The organism is Xanthomonas hawaiiensis, from assembly GCF_031834635.1.
Lineage (GTDB): Bacteria > Pseudomonadota > Gammaproteobacteria > Xanthomonadales > Xanthomonadaceae > Xanthomonas_A > Xanthomonas_A sacchari.
Window position 1 is genome coordinate 4,454,747 of the sequence record NZ_CP115873.1, and the last position, 23,322, is coordinate 4,478,068.

Below are 23,322 nucleotides of genomic sequence, written 5' to 3' on the forward strand. Positions count from 1 at the left end.
CTTTCCTGGTAAAGCCCCTCGCGGCTGAAGCCGCTCCTACACGCTCCGCCAGTGCTACGCGCGGCGCTACGGCGCCACGTCCCCCCCGGCGCGGCCTTCGACGAACACCAAGTCCAACGCGGCGGCAGCCTCGCGAATCGCCGCACGCGCCGCGGCGATCTCGGCGGTGGGCGCGGTCAGGCGCGGACGTCGGTCCAGCGTGCAGGCCAGGCCCGCCTCCACCAGGGTGGCGTGGGCGGCATGCAGGCGCTCGGCGATGGAGGGCGACAACCAGCCACTGTGCGTCAGCGCATCCAGCAACGCTGGCGTGTTGCGCGGCGCCAGCAGCGCCGGCTGCTGCGCGGCACCGAGCAGTACGCCGGCCTGCACCAGGAATTCCAGATCGACCAGGCCGCCTGCGCCCTGCTTGAGGTCGAAGCGCGCCGCATCGCTGCGGTCCAGTTCGGCACGCATGCGCGCGCGCATCCTGCGCACTTCCTCGCGCAGCACTGCGGGCTCGCGCGGGCGCGCCAGGGTCTGCGCGCGCACCTGCTCGAACTGCTGCAGCAGCGGCGCATCGCCGGCCACGCCGCGGGCGCGCACCAACGCCTGGTGCTCCCAGGTCCAGGCGCGCTCGCGCTGGTACTCGCGGTAGCTGGCCAGCGACGACACCAGCGCGCCCTTGCCGCCATCGGGACGCAGGCGCACGTCGATGTCGTACAGGCGGCCGCCGCCGGTGACCGCGCCGAGCAGGGCGATCACCTTCTGCGCCAGCCGCGCGAACCAGCGCCCGCTCTCCAGCGGCCGCGGTCCGGCCGAGGCCTCCACGCCCGGCGGGTGGTCGTACAGGAACACCAGGTCCAGGTCCGAGCCGATGCCCAGTTCCACGCCGCCCAGGCTGCCGTAGCCGACGATGGCGAAACTGCCGCCAGGCACCTCGCCGTGCGCAGCGACCAGATCGGCACGTGCCAGGCGCAGCACGGTCACGACCACCGCCTCGGCCAATTGCGCCAGCTGGCGGGCGCTGTCGAGCGCGGGCTGGCGCCGGTCCAGCGTCGCCAGGGCGATGCGGAAACTCAGCGCCTGGCGCGCTTCGTTGAGGCCGCGCAGGGCCGCTTCCGGATCGTCCCCGGCGGTGGCGACCGCGGCATCGCACAGCCGCTGCATCGCCGCCTGGTCCGGCATCGGGCCGTCGACGCGGCTGTCGAGCAGTTCGTCCAGCAGCAGCGGATGCGCGGCCAGCCGTTCGGACAGGAAGGCGCTGCGTGCCAGCACGTCGACCAGCCGCGCCAACGCGCTGGGCTGCTCGTCGAGCAGGGCCAGGTAGCTGGCCCGGCGCAGGATCGCCTGCAACAGGCCAAGCACGCGGTGCAGGGCGGCATCGGCCTGCGCCGAGCGCGCGGCCGCATGCAGCAGCGCCGGCAGCACCCGGTCCAGGCGCGCGCGTGCCGCATCGGACAGCGTGCGCACGCCCAGCGACTGCACGAAGCCGCGCAAGGCCTGGTCGGCGCCATCGGCATCGGCGAAGCCGGCGGCGCGCAGGACCTGCGCCTGGCCGGCGTCGGGCAGGCCGCGCCAGTAGTCGGCCAGCGCATCGGGCGCCAGCGCGCGCTCACGCGGCGCCAGCAGTTCGGCGAACTCGGCGGCGACGCGGTCGCGCTGCACCTGCAGCGCGGCGTGCAACGCGGTCCAGTCGGCATAGCCGAGGCCGAAGGCGATGCGCGCGCGGTCCAGCGGATCCTCCGGCAGCGCGTGGGTCTGCGCATCGCGCAGCATCTGCAGGCGGTTCTCCACCTGGCGCAGGAAGCGATACGCCTGCGCCAGCGCCGCGCCATCCTCGGCGGCGACCTGGCCGGCGGCGACCAGCGCGTGCAGCGCCGGCAACAGGCGGCGCTCGCGCAGCGCCGGTTCGCGGCCGCCGCGGATCAACTGCAGCGACTGCACCAGGAACTCGATCTCGCGGATACCGCCGGCGCCGCGCTTGATGTCGTCCAGGCGATCGTGGCGCGCGACCTCGGCGGTGATCGCCGCCTTCATCTCGCGCAGGCCGTCCAGTGCGGTGTAGTCGAGATAGCGCCGGTACACGAACGGGCGCAGCGCCTGCAGCCATTCCTCGCCGGCAGCGATGTCGCCGGCCACCGCGCGCGCCTTGAGCCAGGCGTAGCGTTCCCAGTCGCGGCCTTCGCGCTGGAAGTACTGGTCCATGCCGGCGAACGACAGCGCCACCCGGCCGGCCGTGCCGAACGGACGCAGGCGCAGGTCCACGCGATGCGCGAAGCCGTCGGCGGTGGTCTCGTCGAGCAGCCGCGCCAGGCGCTGGCCGAGCCGCGCGAAGTATTCCTCGGCGGCCAGCGCGCGCGCGCCGTCGGACTCACCGCCCTGCGGGTAGGCGTAGACCAGGTCCACGTCGGAGGAGAAATTCAGTTCGCCGCCGCCGAGCTTGCCCAGGCCGAACACCACCAGCCGCTGCACGCTGCCGTCGGTGGCACGCACCACGCCGTGGCGCGCGGCGAACTCGCCTTCCAGCGCCTGCAGCGCCAGTGCCAGGCAGTCCTCGGCCAGCTGCGTGCTGCCGGCCAGGGTCGCATCGACCTCGTCCAGGCCCAGCACGTCGCGCCACACCAGCCGCGCCGAGGCGGCCGCGCGGTAGCGGCGCAACTGCGCCGGCCACGCCGCCGGCTGCGCCGGATCCAGTTGCGGCAGCGGCAAGGGCGGCGGGTCCGGCTGCGCCAGGTGCGCGAGCAGGGCCGGCTGCCGGCACAGCGTGTCGAGCAGGAAATCGCTGGCCAGCAGCGCGCGCGCCAGCGCGTCCTCGAAACCGGGGTGAGACGGCCACGGCTGCGCGGCCACGGCCTGGCGCAGGCGCGCCAGACTGCGTTCGAGCGTGGGCTGCAGGGCGGCGGGAACGGCGGCGGAAGCGTTGGACATCGGGCGATTCTGGCATCCCGGGCGTTCAGGCACATCCAACACAGCAAGAATCGCCATTGCGTTGCAGGAGCGGCTTCAGCTGCGACCGGGCGTTACCGGTAATGCCCGTCGCGGCTGAAGCCGCTCCTACAGGTGCCTCTCTGCCATTGCCGTGCAAACGCTCGGCATCGCGCGCCCATTGCCGCTGCGATCCGCTCGACGCGACACGTCGCCATCGGCCTGCACGCCGTCGCAAAGGCGACGCCGCACGCGCCACGCGATGCCGAACATCGCCGCAATACACAGCGTTTCACGCCACGTTCGCCGCGTTTCGAGGACCATGCCGTCCGGGCGAATCGGGCGATGGTGTATCATGTGCCGCTTCGACGGAGCCTCGCGTGATCACGCGCCGCCTGCTCCGTCTGTTCGATCCCGCAGCGCCGTGGTGTTGACGCGGCCATCCGGGATCGTGCCCCCGCAGACCAGTGCGGCGCCTCTTGCGCCCTTCCGTCTTGCTTTGCCCTGCCATGTGCGGGCCGGGGGTCATGACCTCACCGTTCCAGGACAGGAGAAGACATGTCGGAGTTCCACGCCCATTTCGGATGGTTCAAGCGCCGCCGCCAACTGCAGGTGGAAGAAGTCACCGTCGTCGACAGACCCATGCTCAAACGGGCGGTCGGTGCGGCGGCGCTGGGCAACGCGATGGAATGGTTCGACTTCGGCGTGTATGGCTACCTGGCCGTGACCCTGGGCCACGTGTTCTTTCCCAGCACCAACCCCACCGCGCAGTTGATCGCCACGTTCGCGACCTTCACCGTCGCGTTCCTGGTGCGCCCGCTGGGCGGGCTGGTGTTCGGCCCGCTGGGCGACCGCTACGGCCGGCAGAAAGTGCTGGCCGCGACGATGATCCTGATGGCGCTGGGCACGTTCTCGATCGGCCTGATCCCCTCCTACGAGCGCATCGGCATCTGGGCGCCGATCCTGTTGCTGGTGGCGCGGCTGGTGCAGGGCTTTTCCACCGGCGGCGAATACGGCGGCGCGGCGACCTTCATCGCCGAATATTCCACCGACCGCAACCGCGGCTTCATGAGCAGCTGGCTGGAGTTCGGCACGTTGGGCGGCTATATCGCCGGCGCCGCCACGGTGACCGCGCTGCACTTCACGCTGAGCGATGCGCAGATGCACGACTGGGGCTGGCGCGTGCCGTTCCTGATCGCCGGCCCGCTGGGCCTGCTCGGCCTGTACATGCGCATGAAGCTGGAGGAAACCCCGGCGTTCCAGGCCTATGCCGAAGAAGCGGAAAAACGCGAGCACGACGCGCCGGGCCTGGGCGCGCTGTTCCGCGTCCACTGGCCGCAGTTGCTCAAGTGCGTGGGCCTGGTGCTGGTGTTCAACGTCACCGACTACATGCTGCTGACCTACATGCCGAGCTATCTCAGCGTCACCATGGGCTATGCCGAGAGCAAGGGCCTGCTGCTGATCATCATCGTCATGCTGGTGATGATGCCGCTCAACGTGCTCGGCGGGTTGTTCAGCGATCGCCTGGGCCGCAAGCCGATGGTGATCGGCGCGTGCATCGCGCTGCTGGTGCTGGCGGTGCCGTGCCTGCGGCTGATCGGCACCGGCAACGACTGGCTGATCTTCCTCGGCCTGATGCTGCTGGGCGTGGCCCTGGTGTGCTTCACCAGCTCGATGCCGTCGACCTTGCCGGCCCTGTTCTATACCCCGGTGCGCTACAGCGCGCTGTCGATCGCCTTCAACGTGTCGGTGTCGCTGTTCGGCGGCACCACCCCGCTGGTCACCGCGTGGCTGGTCGAGCGCACCGGCGATCCGCTGGTGCCGGCGTACTACCTGATGGGTGCAGCGGTGGTCGGCATCGCGACCATGGCCTTCGTGCGCGAAACCGCGGGCCTGCCGCTGCGCGGCTCGCCGCCGGCGGTGGCCAGCGAAGCCGAGGCGCATGCGCTGCTGCGCAGCGACGAGCCGCTGACCGTGGATCCGACCCGGCCGGAGCTGCCTGCGTCGCCGGAACCGCCGTCGCAGGCGATGCCGACCTGACCCGAGCGCTGGCTGCGCGCGCTGCGGCGCAGACGTTCATGGAACGCGACCCGGCAACGTCGCTGTCACGGACACGTGGTATCGATACCCAACGTCAGGCCATCGCATCGCCTGCAGCGGCCAGGCCTGCAAAAGAGCAATAAAAAAGCCCGCTGGCAGCGAACTGCTAGCGGGCCTTGCTCCCTCCCCCACGTCGGGATGCAGGGCGATCTTGGGCGCTTTTTTGAGACATTGCACGCTGCAGTGCAAAACGATACCGGGCGGTACATTCTGCTGGTTGCCGGGAATGGGGAAACGGGAATAGGGAATGGGAAAAGCGGGCGGACGTGCACCCTGCGCGTGCCTGCACATTTCCAGCGCCGCGATGCATTGCCTAGCCTTGCCTACGCAAGAGCACGACGCGTTCGTCGTCGCGTCAGGGCGATGCCGCCGGTGCCGGGGCCTCCGGCAGCCATGCCGGTTGCTTGTCGTACCACTCGCGTGCGCCGAGCAGATGCCATTGCCGTTGTTCGCCGCGCAGGGCCACGCCCACGCCGAGCACGCCCCAGCGCGCATACAGATCGCCCTGCGTGCCGGCATCGCCCACGCGCAGGCGCGCGCGCAAGGCCACGCGTTCGTTCTCCGCCGCGACCCGATCCAGCCACAGCGCGTCCTTGCGCCAGCGCAACTGCCCGCTGGCCTGCAGTTGTCCGGCGTCGGCCAGCTTCAGCAACCACGCCGGCGCATCGCTGTGCTGCGCGAACACCGCCAGCACCGGGCCGGCGTCGCGCATCTGCATCTGCACCTGCGCATCGGCCTGCACCGGCGCCGCCGCGGCGATGTGCCCCTGCGGAATCCGCAGCGTCGCCCACCAGTCGCCCTGCTTGGGCTGGGTGCCGTAGCGCACGCCCTGCAGGCGCAGCGTGCTGCCGCTCAGGTCGAACCGCTTGTCCTGCAGTTCGGCGCGCCGCAGCCGCGCGTCCAGGTCGAGATCGCCGGCCAGTTCCAGGCCCGCGGTCTGCAGCCGCGCCTGGCGGCCGAGGACGCGTACGGTGCCCTGCCCGACCTGGCCGGACGCATCCAGCTGCAGGTCGCCGCTGAGCCGGCCATCGCCGCCGAGCACGCGCACCTGCGCCGCCGGCAGGTAGCGGTTGTAGGCGCGCAGGTCCGGCACGCGCGCGTCGGCGAAGCGCAGCCGCGCCTGCAACGAATCGCGCAGCGTGGCCAGCGCGCCGTCGCCCTGCAGGTCCAGTTGCAGGTTCTCGCCTTCGACAAAGCTGGCCTTGGGCTCGGCCAGCGGCGCCAGCGCGAAGCGGCGCATGCGCACGTCCAGTTGCGTGCGCGGCTGGTCGGCAGTGCCGACGATGCGGCCGGCCGCCTGCGCCTTGCCGCTCAGGCGCACGCGCATGATCTCCGCCACCGCCTGCACGTCGGGCACGTCGAGGCGGCTGCCGGGCTGTAGCGCGCCTTGCCGCAGTTGCAGATCGGCGGCGACGTCGCCGCCGCCGTCGAGCTGGAACCACGGCTTGCGCACCAGCAGGTCGCTGATCCAGTTCAACGATTCGAAATGCCAACGTCCCTGCACGCGGCCGGAAGTGCGCGGCAGCAGCGCCGCCGGGTCGGCGAACGGCACCTGGCGTCCGGCGATGCGCAGATCGGCATCGAGCATGCTGCGCGGATCGACCTTGCCGGGCAGGCGCGCACGCGCGTGGATGTCCTCGCCCTCCACGTCCAGCAGCAGCGTCAGCACGCCGCGATCGGTGGCGCCGACGCCTGCATGCAGCGGCACCCGCCAGTTGAGCGTGCTGCCGGGCTGCAGTGCGCCGCGCAGCAGGTGCAGATCGGCCTGTATGTGACCCAGTCCTGGCTCGGTGCTCAGCCTGGTGGTGTCGCCGGCGGTGTCGATGCGCAGGGCCACGCTGCGCCCGTGCACGCGCAGCGCCAGGTCGGTGATGCCCAGCTTGCGCAGCCCCGGCGCCTGCGCGCGGTAATGGCGCGGGAACGCGAAGCGCGCATCCAGCGTCGCCTGGTCGGCGATCTGGCGCTTGCCGTAGCGCACGCTGGCGTCCTCGAACACGATCTGCGAGCGGAACAGTTCCGAGGGGCCGCCACGCAACTGCTTGAGGAAGCCGACAGTGCCGTGACCCTTGCCCTCGATCGCAAAATCGCCGAAGCGAGCACGGCGCAACGTGCCGCTGTGGATCGCGTCGAAGCGCAGGGTCCAGCCGCGGTCGCTGGGCGGCGGTGGCGGGATCATCTCGTCGACGCGGTCCATCTCGCCGATCACGTTCACCGCTTCCATCCACGGCAGGCGCACTTCGCGGTGCAGCAGTGGCAGCAGCGCGATGCGCGCGCTGGCGCGGTCGGCACGTACCTGCCAGACATTGCGCTGCACATGGCCGCGCATGCGCACGTTCCAGGCGGTGATGAAGCCGGGCAGCACGGTGACGGCCGGCCCGGTGTGCATGCGGAACTTCTCCGGCTTGCGGTTGGTGGCCAGGTCGAACAGCGGCGTGTTGAGGAACACGTTGCCGGCCAGCAGATACAGCATATAGGCGATCAGCAGGCCGCGCAGGAGCAGGCGCCAGCCGCGCGGCAGACGCCGGTAGCGAGCGTGGACGGCGGTCAGCGGGCGGGCGGAGAGCGGCACCGCCGCACTATCGCCGCGGCGCGGCGTGGAGCGCGTGAAAGCGACGGTGGCGCACACCCGGCACTGCGCCGGCTGCATGCGCGTTGCGTCCTGCCATCGCAAAGCCAGGTCCCAGCAGGGGAAGTGAGCCGCCAAAGCCCCTCTCCCACCGGGAGAGGGGTTGGGGTGAGGGTCCGGCACGCGAAGCGCCGCACACATCGCACACACCGTGGCGTGCATCCGCATTTCTGCGTTGCGTTATGCCCACATGCGCCGCCACGCGGCAGGCGCAGAAAGTGGGGATGCGCCCCAGCGCGAGCCTCGGCCCGATCCGCGATAATTGCTCCCCCTTCCCACGCCATGGTCGCCGCATGTCCGCCGAACGCATTCTCCATTCCCGCCTGCGCGAACGCATCGTCAGCGCCGAGGCCGCGGCGGCGTTGATCCAGCCCGGCGAGACGGTGGCGATGAGCGGCTTCACCGGCTCCGGCTATCCCAAGGCGGTGCCGATGGCGCTGGCGCAGCGCATCGAGGCGGCGCACCTGCAGGGCCAGTCGTTCAAGATCCAGTTGCTGACCGGCGCCTCCACTGCGCCGGAGCTGGACGGCGCACTGGCCAAGGCCGACGGCATCGCCCTGCGCATGCCGTTCCAGTCCGACCCGGACGCGCGCCAGCGCATCAACGCCGGCACGCTGGACTACATCGACATCCACCTCAGCCACGTCGCCCAGCACGTGTGGTTCGGTTTCTATGGGCAGATCGACACCGCGGTGGTGGAAGTGGCCGGCATCCGCGAGGACGGCAGCCTGATCCCGTCGACCTCGGTCGGCAACAACAAGACCTGGCTGGACCTGGCCAAGAAGGTGATCGTCGAGGTCAACGACTGGCAGCCGGCCGGCATCGACGGCATGCACGACGTGTACTACGGCACGGCGTTGCCACCACACCGTAAGCCGATCCCGCTGCTGCACGCCGACGACCGCATCGGCGAGCCGTCGCTGCGCTGCGACCCGGACAAGATCGTGGCGGTGGTGCGCACCCACGGCCCCGACCGCAACAGCCCGTTCACCCCGGCCGACGCCACCAGCCAGCGCATCGCCGAACACCTGATCGCGTTCTTCCAGCACGAGGTCGGCAAGGGCCGGCTGCCGCCGAACCTGCTGCCGTTGCAGTCCGGCGTGGGCAACATTCCCAACGCGGTGCTGGCCGGCCTGGCCAGCAGCGGCTTCCGCGACCTCAGCGCGTTCACCGAGGTGATCCAGGACGGCATGCTCGACCTGTTGCGCAGCGGCGTGCTCAAGGTCGCCTCGTGCACCGGCTTCGCGCTGAGCCCGGAGGCCAACGAGGAGTTCAAGCGCAACATCGATTTCTATCGCGAGCGCATCATCCTGCGCACGCAGGAGATCTCCAACCATCCGGAACTGGTGCGGCGGCTGGGCTGCATCGGCATGAACGGCATGATCGAGGCCGACCTGTACGGCAACGTCAATTCCACCCATGTCATGGGCAGCCGCATCATGAACGGCATCGGCGGCTCCGGCGACTTCGCCCGCAACGGCTTCCTGTCGATCTTCCTCAGCCCGAGCACCGCGAAGAACGGCAGCATCTCCTCGATCGTGCCGATGGTCAGCCACGTCGACCACACCGAGCACGACGTCTCCATCATCGTCACCGAGCACGGCCTGGCCGACCTGCGCGGCCTGCCGCCGCGGCAGCGCGCGCAACAGTTGCTCGCGCATTGCGTGGACCCGCGCTACCGCGCGCAGCTGCAGGACTACTTTGACCGCGCCCTGCACGCCAGCTACGGCAAGCACACCCCGCACCTGTTGCCCGAGGCGCTGTCCTGGCACCAGCGCTGGCTGGACACCGGGACGATGCACGCCGGCGGCTGAGCGGCGCCGGCAGCGGGTATGCTGCGCCGATGCTGACCACCCTGGCGGTTTCCTCCTATCGTTCCCTGCGCGAGCTGGTGCTGCCGCTGGCGGGGCTGACCCTGATCACCGGCGCCAACGGCAGTGGCAAGTCCAACGTCTACCGCGCGCTGCGCCTGCTCGCCGACACCGCCCAGGGCGGGGTGATCGCCGCGCTGGCCCGCGAAGGCGGTTTGCCGTCGGCGCTGTGGGCCGGCCCGGAGACGCTGAGCCGCGCGGTCCGGCGCGGCGAGCATCCGGTCGAAGGCACGGTGCGGCAGCAGGCCGTCGGGCTGAAGCTGGGCTACGCCAGCGACGCGTTCGGCTATGCCATCGACCTGGGCCTGCCGACGCCGTCGGCGTCGGCCTTCGGGCTGGATCCGCAGATCAAGCGCGAATGCATCTGGGCCGGCCCCTGGCTGCGCCAGTCCAACCTGCTGGTGGACCGCAACGGGCCGGCGGTGCGCCTGCGCACCCAGGACGACGGCTGGACCGACGCCGGCGCCGGCATCGCCAGTTTCGACAGCGTGCTGGCGCAGTTCTCCGATCCGCGCGCGGCACCGGAGATGCATGCGGTGCGCGAGAACATTCGCCGTTGGCGCTTCTACGACCACTTCCGCACCGACGCCGCGGCACCGGCACGCATGGCGCAGATCGGCACGCACACGCCGGTGCTGAGCAACGACGGCGCCGACCTCGCCGCGGCCCTGCAGACCATCCTGGAGATCGGCGACGCCGACGGCCTGCATGCCGCGGTGGACGATGCCTTCCCCGGCGCGAGGCTGACGATCGAGGTGCATGCCGGGCGCTTCGACCTGGCGATGCACCAGCACGGCCTGCTGCGGCCGCTGTCGGCGGCCGAACTGTCCGACGGTACTTTGCGCTACCTGCTGTGGATCGCCGCCCTGCTGAGCCCGCGCCCGCCGGAACTGCTGGTGCTCAACGAACCGGAAGCGAGCCTGCATCCCGACCTGCTGCCGGCGCTGGCGCGGCTGATCGGCAGCGCCGCGCGGGAGGCGCAGATCATCGTGGTCTCGCATGCCAGCCGGCTGATCGCGGCACTGGAGCAGCAGTCCGATTGCCTGCACCACCTGCTGATCAAGGAACACGGCCAGACCGACGTCGCCGGCCTGCGCGCACTTGATCGGCCGGCGTGGCATTGGCCCAGCCGCTGAGGCGGGGCATCCAAAACCCGCGCAAATGTGCGGCAACGTCGTAGGAGCGGCTTCAGCCGCGGCGACGCTTGCCCGAGGTCGCGCTTGAAAGCGCTCCTACAACCGCTGGCAGTGGTCCTGTTGGAGGGCTCACTGAGCAATTGCGGGACAGCGCGTCGGGACTGAAGTCCCTCCCACAGTGCAGCCCTCTTGCATCCAAAATCCGCGCAAATGTGCGGCAACGTCGTAGGAGCGGCTTCAGCCGCGACGGGCTTGACCGAGGTCGCGCTTGAAAGCGCTCCTACAACCGCTGGCAGTGGTCCTGTTGGGGGCTCACCGAGCAGTTGCGGGACAGCGTGTCGGGGCTGAAGTCCCTCCCACAGTGCGGCCCTATTGCATCCAAAATCCTCGCGAATGTGCGGCACCGTCGTAGGAGCGGCTTCAGCCGCGACGGGCTGGACCGAGGTCGCGCTTGAAAGCGCTCCTACAACTGCTGGCAGTGGTCCTGTTGGGTTCACCGAACAGTTGCGGGACAGCGCGTCGGGACTGAAGTCCCTCCCACAGTGCAGCCCTCTTGCATCCGAAATCCGCGCGAATGTGCGGCACCGTCGTAGGAGCGGCTTCAGCCGCGACGGGCTGGACCGAGGTCGCGCTTGAAAGCGCTCCTACAACTGCTGGCAGTGGTCCTGTTGGGGGCTCACCAAGCAGTTTCGGGACAGCGCGTCGGGGCTGAAGTCCCTCCCACAGTGCGGCCCTATTGCATCCAAAATCCTCGCGAATGTGCGGCACCGTCGTAGGAGCGGCTTCAGCCGCGACGGGCTGGACCGAGGTCGCGCTTGAAAGCGCTCCTACAACCGCTGGCAGTGGTCCTGTTGGGGGCTCACCGAGCAGTTGCGGGACAGCGCGTCGGGACTGAAGTCCCTTCCACGGTGCGGCCCTCTTGCATCCAAAATCCGCGCGAATGTGCGGCACCGTCGTAGGCGCGGCTTCAGCCGCGACGGGCGTTACCGGTCACGCCTCCGCGGCTGAAGCCGCTCCTACAACACCGCTGCAGATTCGGCGGTCGCTTGCAGGTCGTCGGCGCCAGGTGCGGGCTCGGGCGCGGCCAGGAAAGCCAGCTTGCGGTCGCGCGGCAAGCGCTTGAGTGCGTATTCGGCGCGCGAGGCGGCGGCGCGGTCGGGGTAGGCGCGGCTGGCCAGCAGCCGTACCGGCGGGTTGGCGCGGGTGTACTTGGCGCCGGCGCCGCGCAGGTGCGCCTGGAAGCGAGCCTGCAGGTCCGGGGTGATGCCGGCGTAGTAGCTGCCGTTGCGGCATTCGAGCAGGTACAGGAACCAGGGCGAGTCGGCAGGCATGCAGGCATTATCGACACGGTGGCCGGTTTCGCCAGCAGCGGCGTCCGCACATGCGCGCATGCGATCTCGGGCATCACCTATTGGTCAGACCCCGATGTCGGCCAACGCTGCGCTGGCGGCATCGGCCAGTTGCCGGCCTTCGGCGGTCAGCTTGAGCCCACACGCATGACGCTGGAACAGCGTGGCGCCCGGCAGGGCCTGGTGCGTCCGGCACCGGCAGGCGATCGCAGATATGCCGCCCCAGCCCATCAACTCGCAGCTGGTACATCCCATCGCGCCACTGCCACGCCGTCGCGCTGAACCGGCGACAACAGGTCTTAACGCCCGGCCAACACCTTGCCAGCCGCTGCCACACACCGGCATACCGTGGTCATCGAATAGGCGGATAACGTCATCACCGGCACGCAGCCGTCGATACCGAAGCTCTCTCCCTTCGCATTCGGCGGCGCGTCCGGCCCCTCTTCCGGGCCTCCCCCGCCCCCCACGCACGCAGCCGGTCAGGCTGCGTGCGTCTTTCCCACCACCAAGCTCAGGCCGCCTGCGCCACGCGCGCCTGGCGCCGCGCACGCACCGCCTGCGCCAGCCGCTCGAGCACCTGCACCGAGGTGTCCCAGTCGATGCAGCCGTCGGTGATGCTCTGGCCGTAGACCAGCGGCTGGCCCGCGACCAGTTCCTGGCGGCCACCACGCAGGTGGCTCTCCACCATCGCGCCGACGATGCGGGACTGCCCGGCTTCGAGCTGGCGCGCGATATCCTCGATCACCTTGGGCTGGTTGTCCGGGTTCTTGCCGCTGTTGGCATGGCTGGCGTCCACCATCAGCCGCGCCGGCAGGCCGGCCTTCTCCAGCACCTGCGCCGCCGCGGCCACGCTGTCGGCGTCGTAGTTGGGCTGGGTGCCGCCGCGCAGGATCACGTGGCAATCGGGATTGCCGGCGGTGGCCGCCACCGCGGTCTGTCCGTCCTTGGTGACCGCCAGGAAATGGTGCGGATGCGAGGCCGCGCCGACCGCATCGACCGCGATCTTGACGTCGCCGCTGGTGCCGTTCTTGAAGCCCACCGGGCACGACAGGCCGGACGCCATCTCGCGGTGCACCTGACTCTCGGTGGTGCGCGCGCCGATCGCGCCCCAGGCCACCAAATCGGCGATGTACTGCGGCGAGATGATGTCGAGGAACTCCACGCCGGCCGGCAGGCCCAGGCGGTTGATGTCGCGCAGCAGGCCGCGCGCCAGGCGCAGGCCCTTGTTGATGTCGAAGCTGCCGTCGAGGTTGGGATCGTTGATCAGGCCCTTCCAGCCGACCGTGGTGCGCGGCTTTTCGAAGTACACCCGCATCACGATCTCCAGCGCATCGCCGTAGGTCTCGCGCAGCGGGCGCAGACGCTGCGCGTACTCCATCGCCGCGACCGGGTCGTGGATCGAGCAGGGGCCGATCACCACTGCCAGGCGGTCGTCGCGGCCGTGCAGGATCTCGTGCAGCGCCGCGCGCGCGGCAGTGACGGTCTGCGAGGCTTCTTCGTCGCAGGGCAGCAGCGCCTGCAGTTGGGAGGGCGGAGTCAGCGGTTCGATCTTGCGAATGCGCAGATCGTCGGTGTGCGGGGCCATGTGCGTGTCTCGTCGGGGGGCTGGGTGGGGGCCAGATCCGGCGGCATGAAAAAAGCCGCCAGGTTCGCTGGCGGCTTTCGGGATTGCGGCTGAAGTGTCCTTCAGGGTGAACGCGATCCTTCCTCCGCCAGCGGCATCGGAAAACCGTAATACCAAAAGTAAAAGCTGCGGCAGGACGCGTTCATGGGACGTAGTGATAGCACAGGGTTTGCGCGAGTGCCACAGTTGCATCAGCAACTTGTGGAGCCGGGAAAGGGGAACCGGGAATGGGGGATCGGAAAAGCAGCATCGCCCCGCTTTCGATTCCCCATTCCCGACTCCCCATTCCCGGCCCCTCAGAAATCCAGCACATATTCCGCCGCCACCTCGCGCCCGATCGCGTCGTACAGGGTGGTGTTGTAGAACTGGTAGCCGTAGTAGCGCTCCTTGTTGTCGTAGCCGACGGTGTTGAGCACGTTGTTGATGTACAGGTTGACCTTCATCTTCGGGGCGATGCGGTAGCCGGCCGTGAGGTTCCAGTACAGCGCCGGGCCGACCCGGCCGAAGTAGCGCGTGGTGCTCTCGCCGAAGTGGCGGTTGCCGCTGTCGGTGACGCGGCAGGCGTCGGAGGGGCTGGGCTGGTAGCCATCGTCGAAGCGGGTGCAGGTGCCCCAGTTCACCGCCTGGGTGGAGCCGAAGCGCTTGGCGTACACGGTCAGGTCCAGCGGGCCGCCGTTCTCCCAGTGCACGCTGCCGCGCAATTTGCTGCGGATCTTCTGGTCGCGCAGGTTCTTGTCGTCGTCGGTGCGGTAGGTCTGCTCGTGGTAGCCGATCAGGTTGTTGTAATCCAGGGCGAAACTGAAGTTGCCCCAGCGCGCGGTGTTGAGCCGGTACTTCAGCGAGGCATCGACGCCGGACACGTGCATCTGCGCGATGTTGATCGGCCCCTGCTCGATGCCGGTGACGCGGCCGGCGGCATCGCGCGCCACGCGCGAGAGGATGCGTGCGCAGTATTCGGCGCCGCCGGGATTGACCCACACGCCGCCGGCGGTGGTCAGGCCGGTGCGGCAGCCGGCTTCGGCGCTGAGCACCTCGTCGCGGTTGAGGTCCTTGATCATGTCCTGCAGCCGGATCTTGTAGTAGTCCGCGGTCAGCGACAGGCCCTCGGCGATGTCCCAGACGAAACCGGCGGTGACCGAGCGGCCATGTTCCGATTCCAGGTCGGGCGTGCCGCGGCGGTTGACCTGCATCAGGTAGAACACGTCGCTGTTCTCGGCACTGCAGCCGCCGGTGAGGTAATAGCCCTTCTGGATGCAGCGGTACTGGTCGATCACGGTCTGCTGGGTGGAACTGGGCTCGCCGAGCACGTAGTGCATGTCCGGGGCGCGGAAGCTGGTGGCGACGCTGCCGCGCAGCAGCAGCGTGCTCAGCGGACGCCATTCCAGGCCAGCGCTCCAGGTGGTGTCGCGCTGCATGCCGATCGCCGCGCCGAGGTCGCTGCCGTAGGCGCGGTAGTCGCCGTAGCGGTCGTGCCGCGCGGCCAGGCTGGCGTTGAGCTTGGACAGCAGCGGCACGTCGAACTCGATGCCGCCGGAGTAGCGCAGGCGCTCGCCGCCGCCGTAGTCGACCACGTCCAGCGGATAGCAGGTGTTGGCGCACGGATCCGGCGACAGCCGGTAGCCCTGCTTGGCCACTTCGCCGACCGCGGCGAACTTGATCGGCCCGGCCCAGCCCTGCAGCAGCTCGCCGGTGATGTTGGCGCTGGCCTGGTTGACCCAGGAATCGGCGCGGTTGTGCGCCTTCACCGCCAGGTCGTTGTATTGCGCGCCGGTCAGCGGCTGGTACCAGCGTTCCTCGTTAAGATCGTAGATCGGCGTGCCGTCGGCAGTGCTGCCCAGCTGCGGGCCGAGGAAATAGGCGGTGGCCTTCTGCGTGTCCACGGTGCGCACGTATTCGTCGACGGTGTAACGCGCGCGGCCCACCGCCACTTCCCAGTCGAAGCGATCGGCGAGGCGGCCCTTGAGGCCGGCGCTGAGGTCCCAGGACAGTTCCTTGGTGGTGTTGGCCAGGTTCTTCCAGCCGCCGGATTCGAAGCGGGTCAGTTGGCGGATCGCGTACAGGTCGCGGTCGCTGCCGGTGTCGTGGAACGGGCCGAGGTAGACGTAGGGCGGGTCGTAGGTCCAGTAGCCCAGGCTCCTGGTCGTGGACAGCGTGCTCCAGGCCTGCACGCCGTTGTCGAAGTCGAAGGTGCCGTACAGATACGCCGAGCCGCTGTCGCCGCCGCTGGCGGCCAGCCAGTCGGCGTAGTCGTGGGCCATGCCGCAGTAACCGCCGAGGTTGCGCACGGTGTCGCTGTTGTAGTCGTAGCTCAGCCGCTGCGCGTCGACGAACTGGCCGCCGAAGCGTGCGCAGGTGCCGCTGGGCGGCGCCAGGCGCGTGTTGTTGCCGGCGTCGACCAGGCTCAGGCCGGTGAACGGATTGAAGCCGTACTTGCGCGCCTGCGCGGTCCAGTTGCTGTAGGACTCGTCGTCCTGGTCGTCCATCTTCGGCCGCTCGCCGACCGAGAGCGGATCGCGCCGGGTCCACTGCAGTGCGTAGGTCAGGTTCCACTTGTCGCCGCTGCGGCCGCCGACCCAGGACAGGTCGACCACGTCGCGCCCGCCGGCGGTGGCGGTACCGCCGCGCAGGCGCACCTGGTTGCCTTCGTAACCCTGCTTGAGGATCACGTTGATGACGCCGGCGACTGCGTCCGAGCCGTAGATGGCCGAGGCGCCGCCGGTGAGGATCTCGATGCGTTCCACCGCCGCGGAGGGGATGTTGGCGTAGTTGGCGAAGTTGCTTTCGCCGGCGTAGGGCTGCGGATAGTCGGCGACGCGGTGGCCGTTGACCAGCAGCAGCGTGCGCCCGGGACCGAGGTCGCGCAGGCTCACCGGCGAGGCGTTGGGCGTGTGCGAGCCGTATTTGGTGTCGGCCTCGACGCTGCCCTGCTGGTTGAGCGTACTCAGCACGTCGTAGACGGTGAGGAAGCCTTCCTGCTGGATCTGCTGCGCACTGATCGTCAACACCGGTTCGGCGCCCTCCACTTCCGAGCGCTTGATCCGCGAGCCGGTGACCACGACCTGGCCCAGGTCGGTCGCGGCGGCCTTGGGCGCGGCGGTGTCGGCATCCTGCGCGCGCGCCTCGGCAGCGCCGTACAGCGCCAGCACGATGCCGAACGCAAGGGTGGTGAGTGGGCGACGTGGCATGCGGTGTCCTCTGCAGCGGATGGCGACGCCGCGCACGCACGACGTCCGGCGTCCCCTTCGCTGCGCCGCGCCCACGACCGTGCGCGCATGCCGCAGGCACGCGCCACCTGCGCCGGTCGCGACGCACAGAAGAAGACGAACATGCGGACGTGCAGATCCCCCTGGACGCCCGTACGTTCTAACCTGCATGGCGCCGGCACCCGCTGTCAACACGCTGCCACGCATCGCGCGTAGACGGCTGTCGGTTATGCGCGATTCGCCGCATCGCGCGCGGAATCGTGCCGCATCGCCGCGGCGGGACACGGCGGCGTCGCTCAGGCGGACGACGGCCCCTGCGTGGCGTGGCGCCCGCTGGCATACGGGCCATGCACGGCCAGCACCGTGTCCGACTCGTCGCTGTTGTCGGTGACCACGATGCGGTACTGCGCGCCGCCCGGCGCGACCCGTACCACCACATGGCCATTGCTGCTGGTCATCTCGCGGATGCGCTTGTTGGCGACGACGTTCTCCGGCTTCATCGCGGTGGCGTAGATGTCGCGCGGCCCCGGGTACAGGCGTTCGCTGAGCATGTTCTCCAGCGGCGATACCGATGGGTGCGCCGAGTCGTTGGTGAGGATCACGAACGCCCGCGGGCGCAATGCGCGCACGCAGGCCGGGCCCATCGCATCGGCATAGGCGTGATGGTTGGCCACCGCCACGTCGACCGCACCGGTCACCCGCGCCACCGGCGTTTCCACATCGCGCCAGGGGTCCTCGTCGTAGTAGTTGATGCTGTTGGAGAGATCGCCGCCGCTGTAGTAGGTGAACGCGCCGTACTGCAGGCGCAGCGCCGCCGAGCACTGGTTCTCCGTCGGCACGGCGCCGGGCGGGAACAGTGCGCGCGTGCGCTCGCCATCGCCGGTCCACACCTCGCCGTTGACCACCAGGTTGCGGATGGCGAAGCCGGGATAGGCCGCGGCGTCGCGCCGCAGCCGCAACTGGTCGGCGGCACCGGCACGAAAGCGCTCGACCTGCGCGCCGCGGGCGCGCTCCTGCTGGATGAAGGCGCGGTAGTTGCGCTGGTTGGGATCGTCCGGCGCTTGCGGATACGCATAGTCCGGGTAGCCGCGATCCAGGTAGCGACGGATCGGCAGCAGTTGCGCCACGTCGGTCACGCCGGTCAGGGCGTAATGCCCACCCGGCGCCAGCGGCGTGTCCGGCAGGCATTCGCCCATGTGATCGCGGTGGAAGTGGGTGAGGATGAAATCGTCGAGTTCATGCCGCCCGGCCTGCGCCAGATGGCGGTGCGCATAGCGGCCGACCCACTCGCCCGGGCGGCGGCTGGCATTGGGCAACTCGTCGATCAGGTACTTGTCCAGGCCGTCGATGGCGCCGGCGTCGATCATCATCGCGGTGCCGTCGGGGCAGACGATCAGGGTGGCGTTGCCGCGGCCGGTGCCGATGTGATGGATGTCGAGCATGCCCGGACTCCAGCCGTTGAGCGGTTCGCGGATGCGGTCGACCGAGGCGGAAGCGGCGGCCGCGGCGCGCTGCGCCCAGCCGGGCCGCGGCAGCATGCCGGCGGCGAGCGCCGCGCCGAGGCCGCCGAGGAAGCGGCGGCGGGTGAAATGCGGAAGCGTCATCGAAGGGTCCTGGCGATCAACGAAACATGCGCACGTGGCATCGCCGCGCGCTGGCGGCGACCCACGTGCGACTCAGGGCGCGTGTCACCACGCCCATTGCAGCGAGGCGACGTAGCTGCGGCCGAAGATCGGCCGGCCCACGGTCGCGTCCGCCTGCACCAGGTCGCCGGACACGCCGGGCGCGCGCGCATTGCCTTCGGTGAGACCGTGCGAATCGGTGACGTTGGTGCACAGCAGTTGCGCACTGAGGTTGGCGTCGAGCTGCAGATGCAGGCCCAGGTCCAGGGTGCGATAGGCCGGCAGCACACTGGCGTTGGTGAAGTCCTGGAAGCGCCTGCCGATGCCGAACCACGTGGCGTAGGCACGCGCATCCACCCCGCCGACCTGGAAGCGGTAGCTCGGTTGCAGCGACCAGCTGTACTTGGGCACGCGCGGAATCTCGTTGTCGATCAGGGCCGCGCCGGACAGGCCGCTGAAGGTGTCGGCGCCGCTGATGCGCGGATCCTGCAGGGTCACCGAGCCGGTCAGCTCGAACCCGCCCAGCGGCCGCCACGTGCCTTCGAACTCCACGCCCTTGGTGCGCGTGTCGATCAGCAGCGGCACGTTGACCAGCAGGCCGTTGGCGTTGGCGACATAGGTGCTCGAATTGAGTTTCCTGAAATCGCTGTAGAAGCCGATCAGCACCAGCTCCATCGGCCGCGTGGCGTACTTCACGCCGAGTTCGGCCTGGCGGATCGGGGTCACCGGCGTGGCGCTGCCGTCGGGCATGCGCCCGCCGACGCCGTTGACCACGTTGCCCCATTGCTCGCTCAGCCGCGGAAAGCTGAAACTCTCGGTATAGCGCGCGAAGACATTGACCGGTTCGGCGAGCTTGTACGAGGCGCCCAGCGTCCACGAAGTGCCGGCCATGTCCTTGCTGTAGGGCACGCTGCCGACCAGGCCAGTGACGGTGCGCGCGGCCAGCGGACCGGTCGTGGCGATGGTCTGGGTGCCGATCACGCCACGGTTGCCTGCTTCGCGGCGCCAAACCCGGCGCACGCCGGCATCCACTTCCCACGCCTCGTTGAACTTCCAGGTGTCGGCCGCGTACAACGCCGTCGCGGTCCCGTGGCTGTCGCCGATCAGGTCGCCGCTGCCGTAGGCGGTGAAGCCGTTCTCGGTGAGCGTGCCCAGCACCTGCCCGGCCGCATTCAGCGCCTGGATGTCCAATGCGTCGGGATTGCTTTTCACGTCGGTCAGCAACGCGTTGCCGATCTGCGCCTGGCGCAGCGAGAAACGGCTGACGCTCACGCCCATCGAGACGTCATGGCTGCCGCCACCGGCCAGCTCGAACAGCCGGCCCAGGCGCAGGTCGTTGACGAAGTCGCTGTAGTGGGTCTGCGTGCTGGACCAGGTGTTGATCATCGCCAGGCCGGCGGTGGAAGCCGGATCGAACGGCGTGTTGCTGCCGGCCAGCGCATAGCGCAGCGCACTGGTGCCCGGGAAGGCCGCGCGCGCGGCGGCCAGCCGCAAGGCGAGCAACGCGGCCGCGTCGGTCGGCGCGCCGTTGAACAGCGCATTGAAACCGACGTCGCCGTTGACGTAGCGGGCCTTGTCGCTGAGCCGCCAGCCGTTGGCGAACTCGGTGTCGCCGCCGACCGTGAAGGTGCGGGTGACCGGATGGACACCATCGGCCAGATCGCGTGTCTCCACCCGGCTGCCGCCCTGCCCATCGAGGGTCCGGATGCTGACGTTGCGGAAGCTGGCGCTGTTGAGGGTGCCGGTCCCCGGATCGATCAGGTCGGCGAGCGAGTCGCCATTGCGCGGGTCCGCCAGCGGGATGGCGCTGTAGAACACGCCGCGGTCGTTGAGGTACTTGAAGTCGGCGAAGATCTTGCCGAAATCGAACTTGTAGGTGCCGCCGAGCTTGAGTTGGCCGCCCTGGTTACCGTTGCCGAAGCCCGGATCACGCAGGCCATCGCTCTGCCGATAGAAGCCGCTGATGGCATAGAGCAGATTGTCGTTGCCCTGCACCGGGCCCGACGCGGTGGCATCCAGGCGCGCCAGCGCGTTCGCCCCGCCGGTCAGCTTGACCGCGCCCTTGGCGGTGTCGGTGCCGTGGTTGGTGATGAAGTTGAGCACGCCGCCGGAGGCGTTGTTGCTGTAGATCGGCGCGGTGCCGCCGCGCACGATCTCCGCATCCTGGGTGCCCAGGTCCAGCCGGTACACCTCGTCGATCTGCAACTGGCGCTCGTAGTTGGATTCGAACAGCGGCAGGCCGTCCTCGAGCACGTCGAGCAGACGGAAGCCGGACCACGGCAGGCCGCGGATCACCACGTTCTCGCCGCCGGCTTCGCCACCGGAATTCTCCACGGTGACACCGGGCACCGAGCGCAGCATGTCGACCATGCTGCGCGGGGCCTGCCCGGCGATCGTCTCTGCGCTGACCGTGGAAATGGCGTACGGGGCGAGGAATTTCGGTCCCTGGGTGGCGGTGCCGGTCACCACGATCCGATCCAGGTCGATGGCACCGGCGGCATCGGCGGCCGTCGGGGCGGACGCGTTCGCCGCGGTGGCGCCGCTGGCCTGCACGATCACCGTATCGCCGTCCACGCGGAATGCCAGGTCGGTGCCTTGCAACAGGTGGGTGAGGGCCTGCCGCGGGTCACCGGCGACGCTGCCGCCGGGGCTGCGCTTGTCGCGCAGCAACGCCGGATCGGCGATCACCTGCAGGCCGGTGGCGCGCGAGAACGCGGCCAGGGTGGCGCCGAGGTCGCCGGGCGGCAGGGTCGCGGCGGCCGGCGTCGCGGCGGCGGCCGGCGGCGCGATGGCGGGCAGTCCCACCAGCGCCGCCAGGGCAGCGGCCAGCGCGGTGGCGCGCGGAGAAAAAAAGGCACAACGGAAGGAGCGGCGGGGCGGCATGAGCAGGTCGTCGTCGGGTCGCCAACGTGGCGTGGCAAAGGACAAAGACGCCGTACAGCGCCGATCCCGACAGGGGATTGCATGAATTTTTTGTGACGCGCCGCAGCGTGGCCGGCGAACCGGACGCGTGGACAGGCGCCATGCGCCGTCGCGCAGGCGCGAACGGCGCCCGCCGGCTGCTTCGCCGTCACGCGCACTACCGCGTTGTCCCGACGATGCCGGCGACGGCAACCAGACCCGGCACGTCGCATCTGCCCGCGCACGCAACGCCGAGGCAGCGACGGCGCCTCCGACTACTGCGGCGCGGCGGCACGTTCCACACGGATGCCGTCGGCGCGCCGCTGCAGTTGCAGCGGATACAGCTGCGCCAGATGCATGAGGGTCTGCTCCGGCCGATCCAGGCGGAAGCGCCCGGACACCTGCAGCGCACCCAGCGCCGGATCGGCGAGCACGATCGGCTGCGGCGAGCGCCGGTTGAGCCGCTCGATCAGCCGCGCCAGCGGAATGCCGGCGGTCTGCAGCCAGCCCTCGCGCCAGTCGCCGGCCTGCGGATCGAAGCGCGTCAGCGCGCCCAGACCAGCGCTGGCGGTGTCGATCCGCATGCCCGCCGCCAGCACCTGGTGCGCGGCGCCGTTGTCGATCTCCACCCGCCCCGAGTACACCGACAGTTCGCTGGTGGCGCCATCGCGCGCCAGGTTGAACACGGTGCCCAGCACCTGCACCCGCGCCGGGCCCAGATTCACCTGGAACGGGCGCTGCGGATCGTGGGCGACGTCGAAGAACACTTCGCCGCGCTCCAGCGCCACCTCGCGCCGCTGCGCACGCAATTGCACACGGACCCGGCTGGCACCGTTGAGGGTGAGCACGCTGCCATCGTCCAGGCGCAGCACCCGGGTCTGTCCGGGCGCGGTCGCGGCCACGATCGGTGCCGGATCCGGGCGCAGTCGCGGCCACAACAGCACCGCCAGCAGCGCTAGGCCGGCCGCCAATGCGGCCAGCGGCCGCCAGCCACGACGGCGCGGACGCTGTGCCGCGGGCACGGGCGCCGCGCCGGCGGACGCTGCCACCGCGCGTGGCGCGGGCACGCGGGCGGCGGCCGGCGCAACCATGGCCACGGCCGGCGCGTCTGCCGGCGCGGCGTAGGCGGCCAGCGCCTCCAGCAGCGCCGCATCGTGAGCCAGCGCCCCCAGCGCATCGAAGGCGGCACGGTGCGCCGGATCGGCCGCCAGCCACTCGGCCAGGCCCGGTGGATCGCCGCCCGCCGTGGCCAGGGCGCGCGCGACCCAGTCGGCCGCGGCGTCCTGCACCGCGTCATCGGCGGCGGCATTGCCCTGCCTCATGCCGCGTCCTCCGGGCCGCGCCGATCCGCCGCGGGCGGCGGCACCGCGTCGCCACGCGCCACCGTCTCCTGCAGCCAACGCAGGCCGCGGCTGACGTGCTTCTCCACCGCCGCCTCGCTCAGGCCCAGCGCCTCGCCGATCTCGCGGTAGCTCTGCCCGCGCAGGCGGCTGCGCACGAACACCTCGCGGCGCAGCGGCGGCATGCCCTGCAGCGCGCGGGCGAAGGTCTCCACGCGTTGCCGCTGCATCGCCGCCTCCTCCACGCCCGGCGCCGGGCTGGGCACTTCGTCGTCGATGGGCTCGGTGCGCTGGCGCTGGCGCCGGCGCAGATGGTCGTGCAGCAAGTTCAGGGCGATCGCCCTGGCCAGCGCGGCCAAGTCGGTGACCGCGTGGTCGCGTGCGTACACGACAACGCGCAGGAAGGTCTCCTGCACCAGGTCCTCGGCCAGCGACCAGTCGCCGGTGCGGCGGAACAGGAAGCGCTGCAACGCCGGCCGGTGCTGGTCCAGCCGATGCGGATCAAGTTGGCAGACCGGGGCGACCATGACCGCTCGCAGACGCTGGGCGAGCGCAGCTTATAGCGCATCGGCATGCCACCGCGATGACCGGTGCGCGGTGCGGCCGCCGCCAGCGCGCGCACAAAACGCGCACAAAAAAAGAGCCC

General features: G+C 70.1%; 12 protein-coding genes and 1 pseudogene. 3 read left to right on the forward strand and 10 right to left on the reverse strand.

Translation table 11 applies throughout. The annotated features are described in order from the left end of the window. Positions 1-66: 66 nt before the first annotated feature. Positions 67-2,907, reverse strand: a complete 2,841-nt coding sequence (gene glnE / locus PG878_RS19000) for a bifunctional [glutamate--ammonia ligase]-adenylyl-L-tyrosine phosphorylase/[glutamate--ammonia-ligase] adenylyltransferase (protein WP_209031479.1) — start codon at positions 2,905-2,907, stop codon at positions 67-69. 555 nt (positions 2,908-3,462) lie between these two features. On the opposite strand from glnE, the gene proP reads away from it, so the two are divergent. Then, positions 3,463-4,944, forward strand: coding sequence for a glycine betaine/L-proline transporter ProP (proP, locus tag PG878_RS19005; protein WP_209031478.1), 1,482 nt, complete (start codon positions 3,463-3,465; stop codon positions 4,942-4,944). A gap of 415 nt (positions 4,945-5,359) precedes the next feature. Here proP and PG878_RS19010 read toward each other — a convergent pair whose 3' ends face one another. After that, positions 5,360-7,552, reverse strand: a complete 2,193-nt coding sequence (locus tag PG878_RS19010) for a hypothetical protein (protein WP_425611788.1) — start codon at positions 7,550-7,552, stop codon at positions 5,360-5,362. A gap of 371 nt (positions 7,553-7,923) precedes the next feature. Between PG878_RS19010 and scpC the strand changes: the two genes are divergently transcribed. Beyond that, positions 7,924-9,444, forward strand: a complete 1,521-nt coding sequence (gene scpC, locus PG878_RS19015) for a succinyl-CoA:acetate CoA-transferase ScpC (RefSeq protein ID WP_209031476.1) — start codon at positions 7,924-7,926, stop codon at positions 9,442-9,444. Between the two features lie 29 nt (positions 9,445-9,473). After that, entirely contained in the window at positions 9,474-10,637 is a 1,164-nt protein-coding gene (locus PG878_RS19020) for an AAA family ATPase (RefSeq protein WP_209031475.1), read from the forward strand. Positions 10,638-11,653: 1,016 nt separating this feature from the next. Here the strand turns inward: PG878_RS19020 and PG878_RS19025 are convergent. The 8 genes and pseudogenes from PG878_RS19025 to PG878_RS19060 all read right to left on the reverse strand — a co-directional run bounded on the left by PG878_RS19025 (position 11,654) and on the right by PG878_RS19060 (position 23,203). Further along, the gene (locus PG878_RS19025; RefSeq protein WP_209030268.1) at positions 11,654-11,968 is read right to left on the reverse strand and encodes a GIY-YIG nuclease family protein; all 315 of its coding nucleotides are present in this window, start codon (positions 11,966-11,968) and stop codon (positions 11,654-11,656) included. A gap of 93 nt (positions 11,969-12,061) precedes the next feature. Continuing rightward, positions 12,062-12,172, reverse strand: a pseudogene (locus tag PG878_RS19030) (LysR substrate-binding domain-containing protein); the annotation flags it as partial. A gap of 325 nt (positions 12,173-12,497) precedes the next feature. After that, positions 12,498-13,571, reverse strand: a complete 1,074-nt coding sequence (locus PG878_RS19035) for a 3-deoxy-7-phosphoheptulonate synthase (RefSeq protein ID WP_010343076.1) — start codon at positions 13,569-13,571, stop codon at positions 12,498-12,500. Positions 13,572-13,906: 335 nt separating this feature from the next. Then, entirely contained in the window at positions 13,907-16,816 is a 2,910-nt protein-coding gene (locus PG878_RS19040) for a TonB-dependent receptor plug domain-containing protein (RefSeq protein WP_425611789.1), read from the reverse strand. Positions 16,817-17,109: 293 nt separating this feature from the next. Further along, a complete protein-coding gene (locus PG878_RS19045; protein ID WP_209030267.1) occupies positions 17,110-18,417 on the reverse strand; it encodes a ComEC/Rec2 family competence protein in 1,308 nt (435 codons plus the stop codon). An 84-nt stretch (positions 18,418-18,501) separates the two neighbouring features. After that, complete coding sequence (locus tag PG878_RS19050) at positions 18,502-21,318, reverse strand: TonB-dependent receptor (RefSeq protein ID WP_209030266.1); 2,817 nt, start codon at positions 21,316-21,318, stop codon at positions 18,502-18,504. Positions 21,319-21,611: 293 nt separating this feature from the next. Beyond that, positions 21,612-22,658: a FecR family protein gene (locus PG878_RS19055; protein ID WP_209030265.1), complete on the reverse strand. Its 1,047-nt coding sequence runs from the start codon at positions 22,656-22,658 to the stop codon at positions 21,612-21,614. Further along, on the reverse strand, positions 22,655-23,203 hold the full coding sequence (locus tag PG878_RS19060) for an RNA polymerase sigma factor (RefSeq protein ID WP_209030264.1): 549 nt from the start codon (positions 23,201-23,203) through the stop codon (positions 22,655-22,657). Before PG878_RS19060 ends, PG878_RS19055 begins: the two co-directional genes overlap by 4 nt. Positions 23,204-23,322: the final 119 nt, after the last annotated feature.